This window comes from Pseudomonas sp. Irchel s3f19, assembly GCF_900187555.1.
Lineage (GTDB): Bacteria > Pseudomonadota > Gammaproteobacteria > Pseudomonadales > Pseudomonadaceae > Aquipseudomonas > Aquipseudomonas capeferrum.
In genome coordinates this window covers 19722-36730 of sequence record NZ_FYDW01000007.1, presented here as the reverse complement: position 1 = coordinate 36730, position 17009 = coordinate 19722, and the positions used below count along the sequence as shown (strand labels likewise).

General features: G+C 61.1%; 8 protein-coding genes. 2 read left to right on the top strand and 6 right to left on the bottom strand.

The window, feature by feature from the left end; translation table 11 throughout:
- Nucleotides 1-38: 38 nt before the first annotated feature.
- From CKW22_RS17435 to CKW22_RS17415, 5 genes are all read right to left on the bottom strand, one after another.
- Nucleotides 39-680: a 3-oxoacid CoA-transferase subunit B gene (locus CKW22_RS17435; protein WP_033698417.1), complete on the bottom strand. Its 642-nt coding sequence runs from the start codon at nt 678-680 to the stop codon at nt 39-41.
- Nucleotides 681-688: 8 nt separating this feature from the next.
- Nucleotides 689-1384, bottom strand: coding sequence for a 3-oxoacid CoA-transferase subunit A (locus CKW22_RS17430; RefSeq protein WP_033698416.1), 696 nt, complete (start codon nt 1382-1384; stop codon nt 689-691).
- A 765-nt stretch (nt 1385-2149) separates the two neighbouring features.
- Nucleotides 2150-2536: a hypothetical protein gene (locus tag CKW22_RS17425; protein WP_095064515.1), complete on the bottom strand. Its 387-nt coding sequence runs from the start codon at nt 2534-2536 to the stop codon at nt 2150-2152.
- Nucleotides 2536-3090 carry a tetratricopeptide repeat protein gene (locus CKW22_RS17420; RefSeq protein ID WP_095064514.1) on the bottom strand — a complete coding sequence of 185 codons (555 nt, stop codon included), beginning with the start codon at nt 3088-3090 and terminating at the stop codon, nt 2536-2538. Before CKW22_RS17420 ends, CKW22_RS17425 begins: the two co-directional genes overlap by 1 nt.
- A 23-nt stretch (nt 3091-3113) precedes the next feature.
- Nucleotides 3114-4295 carry a tetratricopeptide repeat protein gene (locus CKW22_RS17415; protein WP_095064513.1) on the bottom strand — a complete coding sequence of 394 codons (1182 nt, stop codon included), beginning with the start codon at nt 4293-4295 and terminating at the stop codon, nt 3114-3116.
- A 217-nt stretch (nt 4296-4512) separates the two neighbouring features.
- On the opposite strand from CKW22_RS17415, the gene CKW22_RS17410 reads away from it, so the two are divergent.
- Together CKW22_RS17410 and CKW22_RS17405 are read left to right on the top strand one after the other, a co-directional pair.
- Nucleotides 4513-15417 carry a LysM peptidoglycan-binding domain-containing protein gene (locus CKW22_RS17410; protein WP_160015195.1) on the top strand — a complete coding sequence of 3635 codons (10905 nt, stop codon included), beginning with the start codon at nt 4513-4515 and terminating at the stop codon, nt 15415-15417.
- Complete coding sequence (locus tag CKW22_RS17405; protein ID WP_095064511.1) at nt 15417-16142, top strand: hypothetical protein; 726 nt, start codon at nt 15417-15419, stop codon at nt 16140-16142. Before CKW22_RS17410 ends, CKW22_RS17405 begins: the two co-directional genes overlap by 1 nt.
- A 149-nt stretch (nt 16143-16291) precedes the next feature.
- Here CKW22_RS17405 and CKW22_RS17400 read toward each other — a convergent pair whose 3' ends face one another.
- Nucleotides 16292-17002, bottom strand: coding sequence for a sigma-70 family RNA polymerase sigma factor (locus CKW22_RS17400; RefSeq protein WP_095064510.1), 711 nt, complete (start codon nt 17000-17002; stop codon nt 16292-16294).
- Between the last annotated feature and the right edge of the window lie 7 nt (nt 17003-17009).

Sequence of the window (17009 nt, the reverse complement as noted above, 5' to 3'; positions counted from 1 at the left end):
GCGCCCGGGGATTCCAGGCGTCATACGGGCAGGGTGGATTACCTGAACAGCGGCACGCCGCTGAGCTTCTGCAACTCGTCGAAGTCGATGTCGGCGCAGATCTCTATCACCTGCAGCCCATCGGACGTCACCTCCAGCACGGCCAGGTCGGTGTAGATGCGGCTTACGCAACCGATACCGGTCAGCGGGTAGGTGCACTCGGGCACGAGCTTGCTTTCGCCGGACTTGGTCAGGTGGTCCATCATCACGAACACTTGGCGGGCGCCCGTGGCGAGGTCCATCGCACCGCCTACAGCCGGGATCGAACCTTCGGCGCCGGTGTGCCAGTTGGCCAGGTCGCCCTTGACCGACACCTGGAAGGCGCCCAGTACGGCGATGTCCAGGTGGCCGCCACGCATCATCGAGAAGGAGTCGGCGTGGTGGAAGAAGGCGCCGCCGGTGAGCAGGGTGACGTGCTGCTTGCCGGCGTTGATCAGGTCATCGTCTTCTTCTCCCGGCGCAGGGCTTGGGCCCATGCCCAGCAGGCCGTTTTCGCTGTGCAGGAATACTTCCTTGTCGCCCAGGTAATTGGCCACCAGGGTCGGTGCGCCGATGCCCAGGTTTACATAGGCGCCTTCCTGAATGTCTGCGGCCACGCGCTGGGCCATCTCGGTACGGGAGAGTTTTCGGGTGATGGTCATGGCAGGCCTCAGACAGCGTTGGCGATCGAAGAAGCGGCAGTGCCGGAGACGGCGACCACGCGCTGGACGAAGATACCCGGGGTGATGATGTGTTCCGGGTCCAGTTCACCGAGTTCGACGATCTGGTCAACTTGGGCGATGGCGGTCTTGGCGGCCATGGCCATGATCGGGCCGAAGTTGCGGGCGGCCTTGCGGTAGATCAGGTTGCCCCAACGGTCGCCCTTGTGCGCCTTGATCAGCGCGAAGTCGGCGTGCAGCGGCATCTCCAGAACGTACTGGCGGCCGTCGATTTCACGGGTTTCCTTGCCTTCGGCCAGCAGGGTGCCGTAGCCGGTCGGCGAGAAGAACGCACCGATGCCCGAGCCCGCAGCACGGATACGCTCGGCCAGGTTGCCTTGCGGTACCACTTCCAGCTCGATCTTGCCGGCCCGGTACAGTTCGTCGAACACGTAGGAGTCGGACTGGCGCGGGAACGAGCAGACCACCTTGCGTACGCTGCCCGCCTTGAGCAGCGCGGCAAGCCCGACCTCACCGTTGCCGGCATTGTTGCTGATGATGGTGAGGTCGCGGGTACCGGTGGCGATCAGGGCATCAATCAGTTCAGACGGCATGCCGGCAGTGCCAAAACCACCGACCATGATGGTCGAACCGTCGGTAATGCCTTCCACCGCGCTGGCGATGGACTCAAACGTTTTATTGATCAAAGCGAGCTCCTGGTTTTTCCTGGAGTGTGGGTTATCGACCTTGTCTTCGCGTGGCGAAGCGGTGGGCCAATCAGCACCTAGGAATTGTTGGGTGACTGCGTACTAGCGTGCCGCAAGATCGTGCACAAGTAGAGGGAGCTAAGCGGATTTTGTGCGATTATCGAACTGTTGTGCGATGTGTGAGTCGTGATTGCCCGGGCTGTGGTGAGCCCTCAATCTGCTTGTCGCCTGCATGCGTACAGTAGCTATTGAGCTGTTTGAGCAGCGAAGTTCGCCCTTTGCCAGGGAGCGCCGTCGCCAGGTCATAGAGCAGGCTCCTGCAGTTATCGGGCAGAGAGGCAGGGCAGAGAGGCTGAAGGGACATCCGGGGCCTCGTTGGAGCGGTTGGGCGTTTGTACGTTATGCCGATTCAGAGGCTGTCCGGGTCGCCAAAGAACATTTTGATAGGGCTCTAGCGCGGTACTTCTCGTTAGCGAAAGCAGAAATGTACCCCCAGAAATACCCCTTGATATCCCCAACAGGATGCACGATGTAAAATGGCGATTTTTGACGCTGCCGAGGTGGCGTACTCTGGCTTTGTGTACCCCATTGCGGACTATCTGTGGCTCAGTGCAGATCGACTTCCTGGCCTTCAACCTGCAGACGCCAAAACACGTTGCACCAGATCGTCTTTATGTCCCTGTCGGACAGGCGGCCCCGCGGCATCAACGGAAGGAACGAACATACCAGCACTTCATTTTCTGCTGATCGCGGTGAACTGCCGTGTCAATCTGATACCAACAACGTCTCGATCACCCGATAAACAGCGGCCTCCATTTTTTCATCCGCCAGCAGCGCCTGCGCCACTTTACCCGCCACTCGCTCGAACTGCGGATGAGCCACAACGTTTTGGCCGAACTCCCAGCGCAGGATTTCCTGCACGGTTACCAAAGGTGCGGCCTGCTGGAAATCGCCGGCACTTTCTAGCAGGGTGGTCAGCCGGCTACGCAGCCGTGCCCGGAGAACCAAGGGGTCTCGGCCCCCCGGCTTTGCCGGGACAGGGTGGTGCTGGCTTCCCGTCGAGGCGATTTGGGTATTGCTGCTGCCCTGAGGCGCAGGCTTGCCAAGGGTGGCGAGCAGCCGCGTCAGGCGGGTGCGATCAATACTGGACATCAGGGCGTCTCGCCCACATCCCGGTAGGCACCGAGGAACACCGGGGCGTTATCCCCGGCAGATGCGAGGTCGGCCGTTAGCGGAGCGTAATCGGACTTGAGTGTCGCCAGTACGCGGGTCATGTCGTCTTTGAGCGATGGGTTTTCGCAGGCCTGCAGGCCGCGCTCTAACTTAATGATTGCGACCTGCAGGTCTTCGTCGATGAGCGAGACATAGGCGTGGGCGAAGGACCGCAGGCTTTCGTCGAGGCTGTTGGCGGACAAACGCTCGAATGAGCCGCGAGCCTGCTCCGGGGACTGTTGCTGGAGGTACAACAACCCCATTTGGAAGCGAGCCAGGTCCATGCTCGGGTTTAGCTCCAGCACCTCAGCCATGCAAAGGATAGCCCGGGTGAACAGGCCGAGCTCGGCGTATTCGGCAGCCTGGAAGTAACGCACCTGCGGGTTGTCCGGCTCCAGCTGCAGAGCGCGCTCCAGGTAATCGAGGGCGGCGTGATGGTTGTTTTCCTGGCTGGCGTGTATGGCCAGGTGCAGGTATTCGTTTGCTTCCAGCATCAGAAGGCTCCAGGTGATGCGGTTCAATGATGATCGGGGCGGGTGCGGCCACGCTTGTCCTGGTGCTCATGCAACCAGCGTTCAAGCAAGACCTGGCCGTTGTTTTGACCGTCGGGCGAACGCTCCGCCAGTACCTGGTGCATCAACGCCATCGCTTGGTCGCCGTTGTCGGCGCGCTGCAAGAGCAATATTTCGGCATAGCGCGCACTGAGGCTGTCGGGCTTGAGCTTGAGGGCGCGGCGGATGCCAATGCGTGCCTCGTCTTCCAGGCCGTCGATGACGTCGACCACCGCCAGGCCGCCATGGGTCTCGCCGAAGTTGCGATCCAGTTCATAGGACTTGAGCAAAACTTCACGGGCGGCAGCACTGTCATTGCGGAGGATAAAAATCCAGGCCAGCAGGTGCCAAGTGCCGATATGGTCCGGCATGAACTCGACTGCCTTGCGCAAGTGCTCCAGCGCCTGATCAAACTGCAGTTCGTTAAATTCCAGCTGGCCCAGGCCAGACCAGGCGCGACCGCATTGGGGGTGGGCATGGACAGCGTGCTGCCAGGCGTTGCGCGAGGCGGCGATATGGCGTTGCTCGAAATGGGCAGAGGCGCCGGCGATCAGGGCGTCGAGCTGGTCAGGATCGTGGACCAGCACTTCCTGGGACAGGTTCAGGGCGCTTTCAAGGTTGTCGTTTTCGTAGCGCAGCAGCGCCAGCAGGCCGCGGGCTTCATTGTTCTGTGGTTCTTGCTCCAGGGCCAGGACTGCCAGTGGCTCGGCCTCTTCGGTCAGTTCTTGATGGTGCAGGGCGCGGGCATGCAGGAGCAGCGCGGCGCTACTGTCCTGGGCACTAGGGTGGTGCCCGAAGAGGTCGGCGGCAGCCATGTAGTCGCCACTGTAGAAATGCGCGAAAGCGGCGTTGTAGATAACCGCTGGATGCTCGATACCGGCCTTCACCGCCTTGTCGCCATAGGCCGCTGCGCAGACGAAATCTTGGGCCATCAGCGCCAGGTGCAGGGCCAGGGCGCAGAGTTGCGGGTCATCGACGGGGTGCTGCTCAAGGTGTTCGAGCAGGCGCTTGCCATTGCCCGCGTCACCTGTCTCGATCGCCAGGTTCAGGGCGTTTGTCAGCAGCGCCTGATTGGCCGGGTCATAGCTCAGAAAGCCAAGTAGCCTGACCAGTCGGTCCTGCTTCGAAGAAAGGGTATTGGAGGTCATGGTCCTGGCTTCGCGGGTACGGATGAGGGCGATTATCACCGTGCTGCAGGCCGCCTGTCATGCACGAAAAGGCATATCGCCACTTGCGGCAGCTTTTTTTTCTTACCCCCTAAACCTTTGCCCAAATCCGCGCATAACGCAGACAGAGAGGCGCTCTGCACAGGCAGGCAAGGATTTTCGGGTCGCCCTTGGCCCACTGAAAAAAAGGACTGAAACAATGGTTGCAGTGGTCGCCGGCAATGGGCTGGGGCTGTTCAATACCTCGCTGAACATCCTCGGCGCGGCCGCAGGTGCGTTCGGCCAAGGTAACCTGGGCCAGGCCGGTGGCAAGGCCTGGGTGAATGCCAGCACTGGCAACTTGATCCTGCGTTTCACTGACGAGCAACTCTCAGGCCTGGGCCAGGACCTCTTGCATACCCGTACCTACAATGCCCTGGGTGCACTGAATGATGCCGACGGCGATGGTTGGCGCTGGGATGGCGAGCGCCGTCTGCTGCTCTCCGGCACGGCGCTGGCCGTCGGCAGCAGCCTGACCCGCACCACCGGTGACGGCCATGAGACGGTCTACGCCTGGAACGGCACGAGCTACCAGTCCACGGAAGGCGACGGCGCCCACGACTTCATCCGGTGGGACAGCAAGACCAGCGAGTGGTACTGGACCGACGGCAGCACCCGACGCGTGGAGCGCTATGACCGTGAGGGCCGACTGGCCTCGGTGCGCGATAGCCAGGGTACACTCGTCAGTTATGGTTACCAGAACGGCAGGCTCAGCAGTGTCAGCGACAGCTCGGGCCAGGCGCTGGTCATGGTCTATAACACGGCGGGCAAGCTGGAGCGCCTGGATACTCGTGCCCTGGCCAACGGGCCACTGACCCGCCAGGTGTACTACAGCTATGACAACCATGGCCGCCTGACCCGTGTCCAGACCGACCTGACACCCGACGACAACAGCGTCGCCGACGGTAACGTCTATAGCACCAATTACACCTATGACGGTAACAGCTTCCGCATCGCCAGCGTCAGCCAGAGCGACGGCAGCACGTCCAGTTTTACTTATGAGCTGGTGGGCAGCGAGTATCGGGTCAAGACGGTCACCGATTCGTCCGGCACCACGGCATTCAGCTATGACCTGGCCAGCCGTCGTACGGCGGTACGCAATGCCCTTGACCAGGAATGGGGTTATGTCTACGACGCCAAAGGGCAACTGACGGTTGTCCAGTCGCCCGCCGAAAACGGCCAGGTCTTCCAGACCACCTACGCCTACGATGCTGCAGGCAATGTCATCAGGGTCAATAGCAACGGCAGTGTGCTGACCTATATCTACGATGAACGTGGCAACCGCATTCTCGAGCGCGATCCATCGGGCGTAACCGTGACGCGCCTGTTCAGCGCAAGCAACCAGTTGCTGAACGAGATTCGCTACAGCCTGCCGTCGACCTGGAATGTCACCAGCGGTAGCTGGGACGAGCCGCCTGCCAGTTCGGCCCAAGTCACGCGGCATGTCTACGACAGTGCTGAGCGCCTGCGTTTCGTAGTCAGCGCGGCCGGCAATGTGGTGGAGTTCCGCTACGATGCCCGGGGGCTGCGCACCCGGGAGATTGCCTATGGCGACCTCGCCTATCCGCTTGCCAGCCTGGCGCCTGCGGCCACCCTGAGCGAGGCAGGGCTGGTCACGTGGGTTGCAGCACGTGACAAGACCCGGGCGCATGTTACCGAGATGACTTGGGACTACCGTGGCAATCTCAGCCGCCGCGTGCTCTACGCCACTGTCGACGCTAACGGCAACGGGGTAGTCGATGGCGCTGCGCAGATCACCGAATATGTTCATAGTGCCCACGGCCAGTTGCTGCAAACCCTGGCCGTACGCGGCAGTGCACGGACCAGCAAAGTCCTGCTCGGTTCGACCACCTACGATGGCATGGGCCGGCTGCTGGTGCAGATGGATGCCGATGGCACTCGCACTACCGTCTACGACAACAGCAAGCGCAGTATCGCGGTGACCACGGCAAGCGGCCTGACCCTGACCCAACTCTACGACACCCGTGGGCGCCTGATTGCCATCCAGGAAACTGCCACTGCCACCCCGTCGCGTACTACCCGCTATTACTATGACGCTGCAGGGCGCCTGAGCATGAAGCAGGAGGCCAGCGGCGTACGCAGTTATCGGTTTTACGACCAGCTGGGCCGGCTCGCCGCCGAGGTCGACGGCGCGGGCAGCGTCACGCGTCATACTTACAATGCCAACGACCAGCGTCTCGTGGCGCTGCACTATGCAACCCTGGTCGACACCAGCACCTGGTTCAACGGTACTGCGGTAACGGTGACGCTGGCTCAGGCGCTACCGGCTACCAACTCTACAGACCGCCAGGAACGTTTCACCTACGACAAGAGCGGGCGTATGGCCAGCAGCATCAATGCTGCTGGCACGGTGACGAGCTATACATACGACGGGCGTGGCCAACAGGTACGCCAACAGACCGGCGAGCGTGTGATTCGCACGTTCTACGACGCCGACGGGCGCGAGGCCGGGCAACTGGATGGCGAAGGCTATTTGCGGGAAAACCGCTACAACGCCGCCGGCCAATTGCAGCAGGTAATCCGCTATGCGGCCGCGACCAATAGCACCTTGCGCGCTGGCGCCGGCCTGGCCGAGCTGCGTCCGGGTAGCGCGGGCCTTAGCACCTGGTACTTCTACGATGGTGCGGGGCGCCAGGTAGGCAAGGTCGATGAGCGTCAGTTTGTCAGCGAGACTGTCTACGACGAAGCCGGCAATGTTCAGCAAAGCATCCTCTATGCCAAGGCCCACACTACAGCGCTGACTGCCGCAAGCAGTCTTGCCACGGTGCGCAGTGCCGTGGCCGAAGGCGGTAGCCAGGTGGAGACGACGGCTTACGACGCACTGGGCCGGGTGGTGCGACGTACAGCGGCGGACGGTAGTGTCACCCTTTTCGAATATGACGTCGCTGGACGCCTGATCCGGCAAACCACCGCCGCGGGTACCAGCGAGGCGCGTAGCGAGCGTACCCGCTATGACGTTTTCGGTCAGACCGTCGGCAAGCTGTTGGGTGAAGCCTCTACGCGGATCACCGCAGGCATGAGCGACGAAGAGATCGCCGCAGTCTTTAGCCAGTACGGCATGACCTGGCGTTACGATAGTGCAGGGCGGGTGGCCAGCGTCAGCGATGCCATGGGTAACCGCACGCTCTCATACTATGACGCCGCCGGGCGCCTGACCCGGGTGATCAATGCCCTTGGTGAAGTCAGTGAAACCCGATATAACGCCTTCGGCGATGTCATCGAGCGCACGCAATTGGCCAACCGCCTGGCACTCGGCAGCCTGGCGAGCCTGAGCGGAGGCCCCGAGTTCCTCGCCCTGGATAATCTGGTGGCGGCCATCCGCAACGCCGCCAACGACAGGCGCAGCAACCTCACGTACGACAAACGGGGCCTGTTGCTGATCAACAAGGACGCCGAGGGCTTCGTCACCAGCCATCAGTACGACCAGTATGGCCAGCTGCTGCGGCAAGTCCGCGGCATCGCTTCGGGGCGGACGCTGACGACTGCCTTCGCCTATAACCTGCGCGGCGAACAGGTTAGCCAGACGCGCGATGTGGGTGGCTTGAATCTGGCTGACAGCAGCAGCTACGACGCCTACGGCCGGTTGGTCCGCAGCGTCGACGCGGGAGGGGCCGTCAGCAGCACCGAGTACCTGGACAACGGGCGCAGCGTAGTGGTCCGTGACCCGTTGAACCGTACCCGACGCAGTGAATACGATGCCTTCGGCCGGGTGCTCAAAGAAATCAATGCCTTGGGCCAGTCCACGCTCTACGCGTATGACGACGCCAATCGCAGCATCATCGTGACTTTGCCGGACGGTGCGCGCATCAGCACCTGGAAGAATCGTCACGGCGAAACCATCAAGGTAGCCAATGGCAATGGCGAGATTACCCAGTATGAATACAACCGTGATGGTCAGCTGACCCGGACCCTCAATGCCCTCGGCCAGGTAGCCGACATCAAGCGCTATGACGTGGTCGGGCGCCTGAGTGAGAGCGTGGACGCGCGTGGGGTGATCACGCGCCTGTCCTACGACGCGGCAAACCGAGTGGTGCAGCAGAGCGTCGATCCGAATGGCCTGAACCTGCGCACCACCTACGAGTTCGATAGCGCAGGGCGAAAGGTGCGCGTGGTGGAAAACGCCGGCACCACTGCCACCCGCACCACCGAGTATCGCTACGACCGCAAGGGTCAACTCAAGCAGAGTATCGTCGACCCCGCAGGGCAGAAACTCAGCACCAGTTACAACTACGACGGCACCGGCAATGTGGTCAGTGTCAGCCTGGGCACGGTCGCCAGCCCGGCCCAGCGGGTCACCCAGTATGTGTTCGACAACCTTGGCCGGCGTATCGAAGAACACGTCGATCCGCAAGGCCTGAACCTGTTGACCCAGTATCAGTACGACCATGCCGGTCGTGTTACGCGGCGAACCGATGCTGGCGCGGGCACTACCGACTACGTGCATGACCAGGCCGGGCAACTGCGCTTTACCGTGGACGCGTTGGGCTACGTCAGCGAGCGTGTTTATGACGCCGCGGGTAATCTCGCCCAGGAGTTGCGCTACAGTAATGCGCTGCAGGGGGCGCGGGATGCCGCGACGTTGCAGACGCTGTTGGCGCCTGCGGCCAGCAATACCCTGAAGCCGACCTTGGTCGGGGCTGCGGACCGCCGCAATCGTTACACTTATGACGCCCTTGGGCGCCTTAAAAGCGTGATTGACCCCGCCGGCTTCAGCGAGTCGTACACCTATGATGCTGCTGGCAATCGCATCAGCCTGACCAACAAGAATGGCCAGGTATGGAACTACCGCTACGACAAGCTCGGTCGCCTGTTCGAGGAAATCACCCCGCCGATCTGGATCACCAAAGTCGACGTCGCCGGCGTGGTCAGCGGGCTGGCAGCGTCGCTGGTCACCCGCTACAGCTACGATGGCCTGGGCAATATGCTTACCCGTAGCGAAGGCCGCCTGCGTGCTGATGCCAGCAGCGATCCGGCACTGGACGACCTGAGCCAGGCGCGGACCAGCAGCTACGTCTACGATGCCCTGAGCCGGCAGGTTCGTGTCACCAGCCCGGGTTGGTACAACAAGGCTACAGGGCAATACCAGCAAGCCAGCGACGGTACGGCCAATACATTCCAGGTCACCACCGAGGTGAGCTACGACGGCCTTGGCAATGCCGTGCGCAACCGGGTGAGGATCAATAACAGCGGGGTTGCGGCCAACGACTACGCCGACAGCTACAAGGCCTATGACGTACTCGGGCGGGTGCGCTACGAGGTCGATGCGCTCAAGGGGGTAACGGCTTACGAATACAACGCTTTCGGCCAGGTTACCTTGACCCGACGCTATGCCACTGCACTGGCTGCTGCGGTCCCGGCGATCGGCTATTTGCAGCCTACCGACTTTACCGCCAAGGCACTGCCGGCCAGTGCGGGCAATGACCGCACGCTGGTCACCCGCTATGACCGTATCGGTCGCAAGAGCGAGGTGCAGCAGGATTTCGTCAACCTCTACAGCTTCACGGGGAATGCTGCCACATCAGCCGTGAAGAACGTCGCACCGACCCGGGTCTACAGCTACAACGCCTTTGGCCAAGTGATCCGCGAGACCCTGGTGGCGCGCGACAGCACCGGTGCCTCGGTAATGGCGCAGATCAGCACGGTCCATTATTACAACTCGGCCGGCCAGCGCATCGGTACCGTCGATGCACTGGGTTTTTTCACCCGCATGGAGTACGACGGCAACGGCAATCTCAGCCGCCGGGTCGAGTACGCCACGGCGTTGGCCAGTTGGAGCGAGACGGCCATGCCGGTGGCCAAGGCCAGTGGCAATGACCGCAGCCAGCGTTTCGTCTACAACGCTGCTGATCGCCTGGTGCAGACTGTGCAGGAGAACGTCACCTACTGGCGGCAGAGCTTCGCTGCTGGCTCCACCCGGGCGACCATGACCCGACTCACGGGCGATGTCATCGTTAGCCGCAATACCTACGACGGGGTTGGCAACCTGCGTACCCTGACCGATGCGGGGGGCTACGTGACCACCACCGAGTACAACGCGGCGGGCCAGGTGGTGCTGGTTACCGAGCCGGCGCGGTCTGCCGCCAAGGCCGGCGCAGTCAGCCCTTTCGAGACACCGGTCTCGGCTGCACCGACCACCCAGTATGGGGTCAACGCCTTCGGTCAGGTGGTCTACGAACAGCGCAGCGCCGGGGCAGGGCAGGTGGGCTTGACCCAGATCACACGCAGCCTGTACGACGCCGCCGGGCATCTGGTCCGGGAGTACGATGCTGCAGGTTCCGCGCAGCAATTCAAGGTGGATGTCGCTGGGCACCGCCTGGAGGAAACCCGTGTGATCAGCACCAGCCTGACTGGCTGGCGTAACAATAACCAGACCTTGCGCCGCAGCTACGGCTATGACCGCCTGGGCCAGCAGGTCGGCACCACGGACTGGTACACCGATAATGGCGTGCAGAAAAGCACCAGCAACACGGTGACCTACAACCTGTTCGGCGAAGTCACGGCCGAGTTGCTTAACGGCAACTACAAGGCGCGCTACGAATACGACCGGATCGGTAATGCGTTCCGGCAGACGAATGCCCAAGGGGTGACCCAGGTCGACTATGACCTCACCGGTAAAGCCAGCCGCAGTGCCCAGTTGGGCATTGTGGCCAGCGCGACGGACGATCGTGTCACCTTTTTCCGCAACGACCTGCTCGGCCGAGCCATGGAGCAGCATCTGCCTGCCTTCGAGGCCAACGTCAATGCTGACACACTGAACAACCTCACGTTGACCCGGGTTACACCGATCATTCGCCTGGTCAATGATCGCTGGGGCAATGTGCTGAGCCGTACCGATACCCGCGGCAAGGTCACTACCTATAGCTACGATCACAACAACCAGGCGCTGACCGAGACCTTGCCGGTTACCGACATTCTGCGGGAAAACGGCACCAGCTACCGCGCCAGCCTGATTCACGAAAAACGCTACGACGCTCTGGGGCGCCTGCTGGAGGAGGCCGACCTCGTAGGGCCCTACACTGGCGTCACGAGCAGTAGCCTGTTGCGCAGCCGCCAGCATGTGTACAACCAAGGCGGCGACCTGGTGCGCGACATCGATGCCCTGGGCGCCGTGCGCTCCTACGCAGTGGACGCCTATGGCAACCGCGTCGGTACCCGCGATGCCGTGGGCGTGGTCACCTTCGACGAGTACGACGCCATGGACCGGCACACCCGCCACGGTGTGGTACGCAGCGGGCAGAAGGTGGTGCTGCTGACCAACCAGTACGACCAGGCAGGCCGTCTGTACGGCGAGATCAAAGGCGCTACCACGGTTACGGAAACCCTCACCGGCACGGTCAAAGCCGACTTTACCAGTGCCGTCGCCGGGGTGGCAGGCAATACCCGTTTCAGTCTGTTTGACGAGCGCGGCAACATTGTTGCGACGCGTAATGAATCGAACATTGTCAAGTCCTACGTGTTCAGCGCGGCCAATCGCAAGGTGGCGGAAGTCGATGGGCTGGGCAACAGTTTGACGTGGACCTACAACGAGGCGGATTACGGGCGAATGGTGTCCCGGGCGGATCTGTCGAAGCAGGTTACCACTTATACGTATAACGCCTTCGGCCAAGTGCTGACGGACAGCATTCCTGTCTATTTCGAGGGTTCATATCTAACCACCTATCGTAAGACCTTCGATTATTACGGCAATGGCTTGCTCAAAAGTATCCGTGATGAAAATACCGAGCAGATCTACAGCGTTGAGTGGTCGGTCGAAAACTACCAATACGACCAGGCAGGACAACGCGTACGGGAATATTCCCAGTCCTATTACAAAGACAAGATCTTGTCTTTCGCGGCCGTCAGCGGTCAGGCCGATACACGCTACAAGCTTGATGAGGTTGGCCGGCTTAAAGAGGTCAAGAGCCCAGCGGGCACGGTGGCTGCCGGAGCTTTCTCGCCATCTCAGGTTGGCACCGCGCGCGTCGATGCATTGCGCTATGACTACGACGAGCTTGGAAATCGTCGTCGCAGTTACATGGATACGACCAACCAGTCGGGCGCCAGAACGGTTATCGACGATTGGTACAAGTACGACCTGGAGGGCAGGGTACTTATCGGCAGCGGTTATCTGAGTAATGGCAAGGTGGTTGCCGGCAAGCTGGCGGGCAAGGCCAAGGGCTATGCAATAACTTACGACACCGCTGGCAGGCGGTTGTCCTCCGAAACCTGGAGTACCTCGATCAGCGGTGGTGAGCGCTATGCCCGCGATACATACCGCTACACCGATATGGGGCAGGTACTGGACGCCAGCAGCGGGCTGCTGACCCGTGCAGCCGGTGCCGACACTGCCGGGGCCGTCCAGGTGGCGGATGCCGGGAAACTGCTCTTCAGGAACACCTACGACTCCTTGGGGAATCGCTCCAGCCAGATGTCCTATAGCAACGGCGTCGCGGTGGAGCGCAGCAGCTACGCCTATCGTGGCGACGGCCAGTTGGTCGCCCAGCTGGTCTACAAGATCGCCAGCGGCGTGGAACGCAAGTCGCAGGCCAACTACTTTGGCGAAGCCGGGATGATCGATGCCGCGGGCAACCAGGCGTCTTATCGCTATGTCGTGTATGCGGCCAACGGCACTACCGTCAGTTACCGGGGTACCTACGTCCGTAAGTTCCTGGCCGGCGATAGCTACAAAGAGACGAATATCGAGGTCACCACCAATATATCCAGTACCCCGGGGTGGACCTCGACCACCTTCGATGCTCGCGGCAATGCAGTGTGGGTAATGACCTACAACGGCTCGATCCTCAACCAGAACTTCACGTCTAACAAGGAGGGTATGCTAACCACTCGCGTCGGCACGGACAGCCAACGCAACCAGAGTTATCTCTACTATCAGGGCGCTGCCCTGGCCAACTACGGCAATCTCAGTGCAGCGCAGATCACCGATACCCTGACCCCTATCTCTGAGGAGTACCCGAGCCGCACGCCGGGCAACTACGTGGTCAACCAGGGCGATACCCTGGCCAGCATCGCCCAGGCGGTCTGGGGTGATTCGAAAATGTGGTACCTGATTGCCGATGCCAACGGCATCGACCCGGCCAAGACACTGGTGGTCGGCGACAGTATCCGCATCCCCAACGTGGTCAGCAGCACCCACAACGACGCAACCACCTTCAAGCCGTACAACGCCAGTGATGTGGTTGGCGATACCACGCCGAAGCCGGTATTCCCGCCGCCACCCAAGCCGAAGAAAAAGAAGTGCAACGGCCTTGCCAGCGTGGTGATGGTAGTAGTGGCGGTGGTGGTAGCGGTCTATACCGCCGGTGCAGGGGCAGCTGCCCTGGCCTCGGCGTCCTCCGCCACGGTGGGTGCGGCCGGTGGTTATGCGGCGGTCGGAACGGCCGCGTTGACCGGTGGTGCGATTACCGGGGTCAGCACAGGCGCCATGATTGGCGGCGCGATAGTGGGCGCCGCAGCCGGCAGCGCGGCGGCGCAGTTGAGCGGCATGGCCATGGGCGCGGTCGACAGCTTTTCCTGGGGGCAGGTGGCCGCCAGCGGCTTGACTGCGGGAATTACAGCCGGTGCGGGGAGCCTGGCCCGCAGCGCCCAGGCCGGCTCCTGGGCACGGGCCGCCGCCGACGTGGTCAAAGGCAAGGACGCGCTGGGTTATACCGCGCTGGGTGTCTTCAACTACGCCAGCAGCCAGGTCGCCAACCGCATCGTCGGCCTGGACAGTACCTTCAGCTGGGGTGGCATGGCGGCCTCGGCGCTGGCGGCCAATGTCAGTGGGCAGATCGTGCAGCCGGGTGTAGGGGGCATGGTCGTTAGAGGCCAGGTCGCCGCTCACGCCAATGCGTTCATGAACGACAAGTGGTTTGGTGGCGACAAACCGGATTACTCCAGGGTTGCGGCGGATGCCTTTGGCAACGTCCTGGCCAACTTCGCCTTCGGTGCTGCCGACAGCTTCCGCACCCAGGCCGCTCGGTACGGCTCAATGGCTGCGTCACTTGCGGACGGGCTGGTGGTGGAACTGCCGGCAAGCCTGGTAACACCGGACCAGCAGGAACCTCTGTTCGATTTCGATGCCGGTAACTACCCCTGGGTCGCCGCTGGTGCAAACGACATCACCTATGAGGCTGCACCGGACACCCCCACCATTAGCTACAAGACCCTGTTGAACGTGTCTGGTGAAGCCCGCACAGCATTGCGCGCTGTCCTCGATCCACGGGTCGGAGCTGCCGACAGCCAGGCAGAAGCGCTGTCTTGGCGTGCCGTACGCGGGGTTTCCAATGCGGCGCTGGACATGCTCGACAGCACGGCGATAATGGCCGGGTTGGTGACCGATGCACAGCTCCGCGACCAGGCACTGGAAGGCTTGTCCCGCCTGGGCAGCGAGGTGTTGAATGACCCACAGGGTGTCTTCGACAGGACAGCCAGCGCGGCGGATCGCTACCTGACGCAAACCGAGGGTGCGCAGATTGCCGAGGATGGCCTGCGCATGCTCACCAGCACCCTGGCCGGTGGCCTGGCCTTGCGGGCGACCACTGATGCAGCGCGCTCGACGGTGCGGGCGGGGGCCAACTACTATCGTAATTCGGTGTACGTGCCACCTCCAATGTCACGCGGTACCGTATACGGCGGGATCTTTATCCCGAGCCTTGGCAAGCGGATTACCACGGTCACCAAGGCGATGAGCGACAGGTTTCAGGGCAATGGCTACCTAGATCCGATGGAAAAACACAAGTTCATTGCGCCATCTGCTGGTCAAGTGCTGGCGGTTGATCATATTTTCCCGGTTAGCAGGATTATTGAAATGGATGGATTCGATAGACTCACCCGATCACAGATGACTGACATTATTCAGGACCGTGTCGGGCTTGGAAATCTGCAGCCGCTGCCGCAGTCGCTCAATGCTTCGAAAGGCGCCAACCTAAAATGGGAGACTCACCGTGGTCAAGGGCTGAATACAACATATATCCGCAATTTACAGGATACGCAGATGCTGTTGGCGGAGAAAATCGAGAAGCAGATACAGGCTTTCCTAAAACTGAACGCTGGAGGCATTTGATGCTTGATAAGACTATGTATGATCTGGTCTGCACGCGGACAGTCGATGTTGGTGATGCCCAGCGTCAGCGGCTGAGCAGCGTGGTGATCGATAAACTAGGCGCCTCCGTAGATGAAATGTTTCCTGGCTTTGCTGCCGCCTTTCCTCGTACAGTGGCGGCGATCAAGAGTGAGTACGCGGTGCCGATAGTGCTGTGCAGGCGTTTTCAGGGTACTTGGATAGCATCGCTAGCGGCTGAAGGGCGCGCACTGAACCTGTTCTTCTATTTGATTCCGGAAACACTTGTAGCAGAGGGGGCAGAGTTCGAAAGAAAATGTGCGATGCTGCCGCCCCGTTGGAAGGAACTGTATCGCTATTTCAATTCTTTCATGCTGACCGAGGATTCCTATCTGTCCATTGATTGGACCAACACCCCGTTTTCCTACAGCGGACGTCTGTCAATCGAACGCTATCGAGTGTTGCGTGGGGTGAAGAAGGCCGTGATCAGGGATTTCGTCAAAAGCATCCAGGCGAACTCCGAGCACTATTTGCGTTGCTGGCTGTTGACTGATGCGGGCGATGCCCTGTTTCTTGACGAAGAAAAGCGCGATGGGAAGGTCTATCACGTCCAGGGCGATAACTTTGCTGATTATCGTCTGCTCGATGATCCAGAAACCGTCCTGGACAATTACCTGGCGCATTACGTGACGACGCAATCTCCGGCGGGATTCGACTTCAGGGGGTAGGACTCGATTCCCCAAACGCCTAACAGCTGACAAGGTACATAAGTACGTTGAGCAGATTGCCTAGATGAAAGTCGGTTACCAGTGGCTGGTTTGTTGGCAGATGCATCAGTAGAAGTGCGCTTTTTTACGTCACTTCCCTGCCGCAAACCTCACCACTCCCACTCTATCCCCCCGACCTCCTCATATAGCTCCCTGATCCGCCGCAACGCCTGCCCATGCAACTGCGACACCCGCGCCTTGCCCACCCCGAGCAATCCCGCCAGCTCCACAAAGCTCATCTGCTGGTAGTAATGCCCGACGATGATCTGCCGTTCCCGCTCCGGCAGGCGCTCTACCAGCAGGCCGAGGCTTTCATCCTTGTCTTGCTGGACATACGCGCTGAGAGGGTTGTTGTCTGGCGGTTCTTCATCGATCACCCCCAGTTCAAGGAAGTAGCCGAAAGCGAGGTCGACGGCGTTGTTGACCACCAGCTCGAAATCGCTGTCGGTGGCGCCGAACCGCTGCTCGCTGCCGATGCCTTCCAGGCGTTCGCGGGCGATTGGGCGCTGATCCTTGATATAGGCAGACAGCCCCTTGAGTACTGCGCCCTTGAGGAATGGCTCGGCGTAGGTGCGAAAGCGTACCTGGCGCAGTGGGTCGAAGCCGTCGATGGCCTGCAGCAGCCCTTGGGAGGTGAGGCTGAGGTAGTCGTGCCATTGCGCCAGCGGGTGCGGATAGCGGTTGTAGTAGTACCCGGCGACGGTGCGCGACCAGGGGCTATGGAAGAAGAACAGGCGTGTGCGGGTGTCTGCCTCACGCAGGCACAGCCATTGCTGCCAGAGCAGGCGTTCTTCGTCACTGAGCACTTGCGGGTTGTCCATGGACAGC

Bases quoted from the DNA above. Each gene is read 5' to 3' on its own strand.
- CKW22_RS17435 (WP_033698417.1), bottom strand. From the start codon at position 680: ATGACCATCACCCGAAAACTCTCCCGTACCGAGATGGCCCAGCGCGTG.
- CKW22_RS17425 (WP_095064515.1), bottom strand. From the start codon at position 2,536: ATGTCCAGTATTGATCGCACCCGCCTGACGCGGCTGCTCGCCACCCTT.
- CKW22_RS17420 (WP_095064514.1), bottom strand. From the start codon at position 3,090: ATGCTGGAAGCAAACGAATACCTGCACCTGGCCATACACGCCAGCCAG.
- CKW22_RS17415 (WP_095064513.1), bottom strand. From the start codon at position 4,295: ATGACCTCCAATACCCTTTCTTCGAAGCAGGACCGACTGGTCAGGCTA.
- CKW22_RS17410 (WP_160015195.1), top strand. From the start codon at position 4,513: ATGGTTGCAGTGGTCGCCGGCAATGGGCTGGGGCTGTTCAATACCTCG.
- CKW22_RS17405 (WP_095064511.1), top strand. From the start codon at position 15,417: ATGCTTGATAAGACTATGTATGATCTGGTCTGCACGCGGACAGTCGAT.
- CKW22_RS17400 (WP_095064510.1), bottom strand. From the start codon at position 17,002: ATGGACAACCCGCAAGTGCTCAGTGACGAAGAACGCCTGCTCTGGCAG.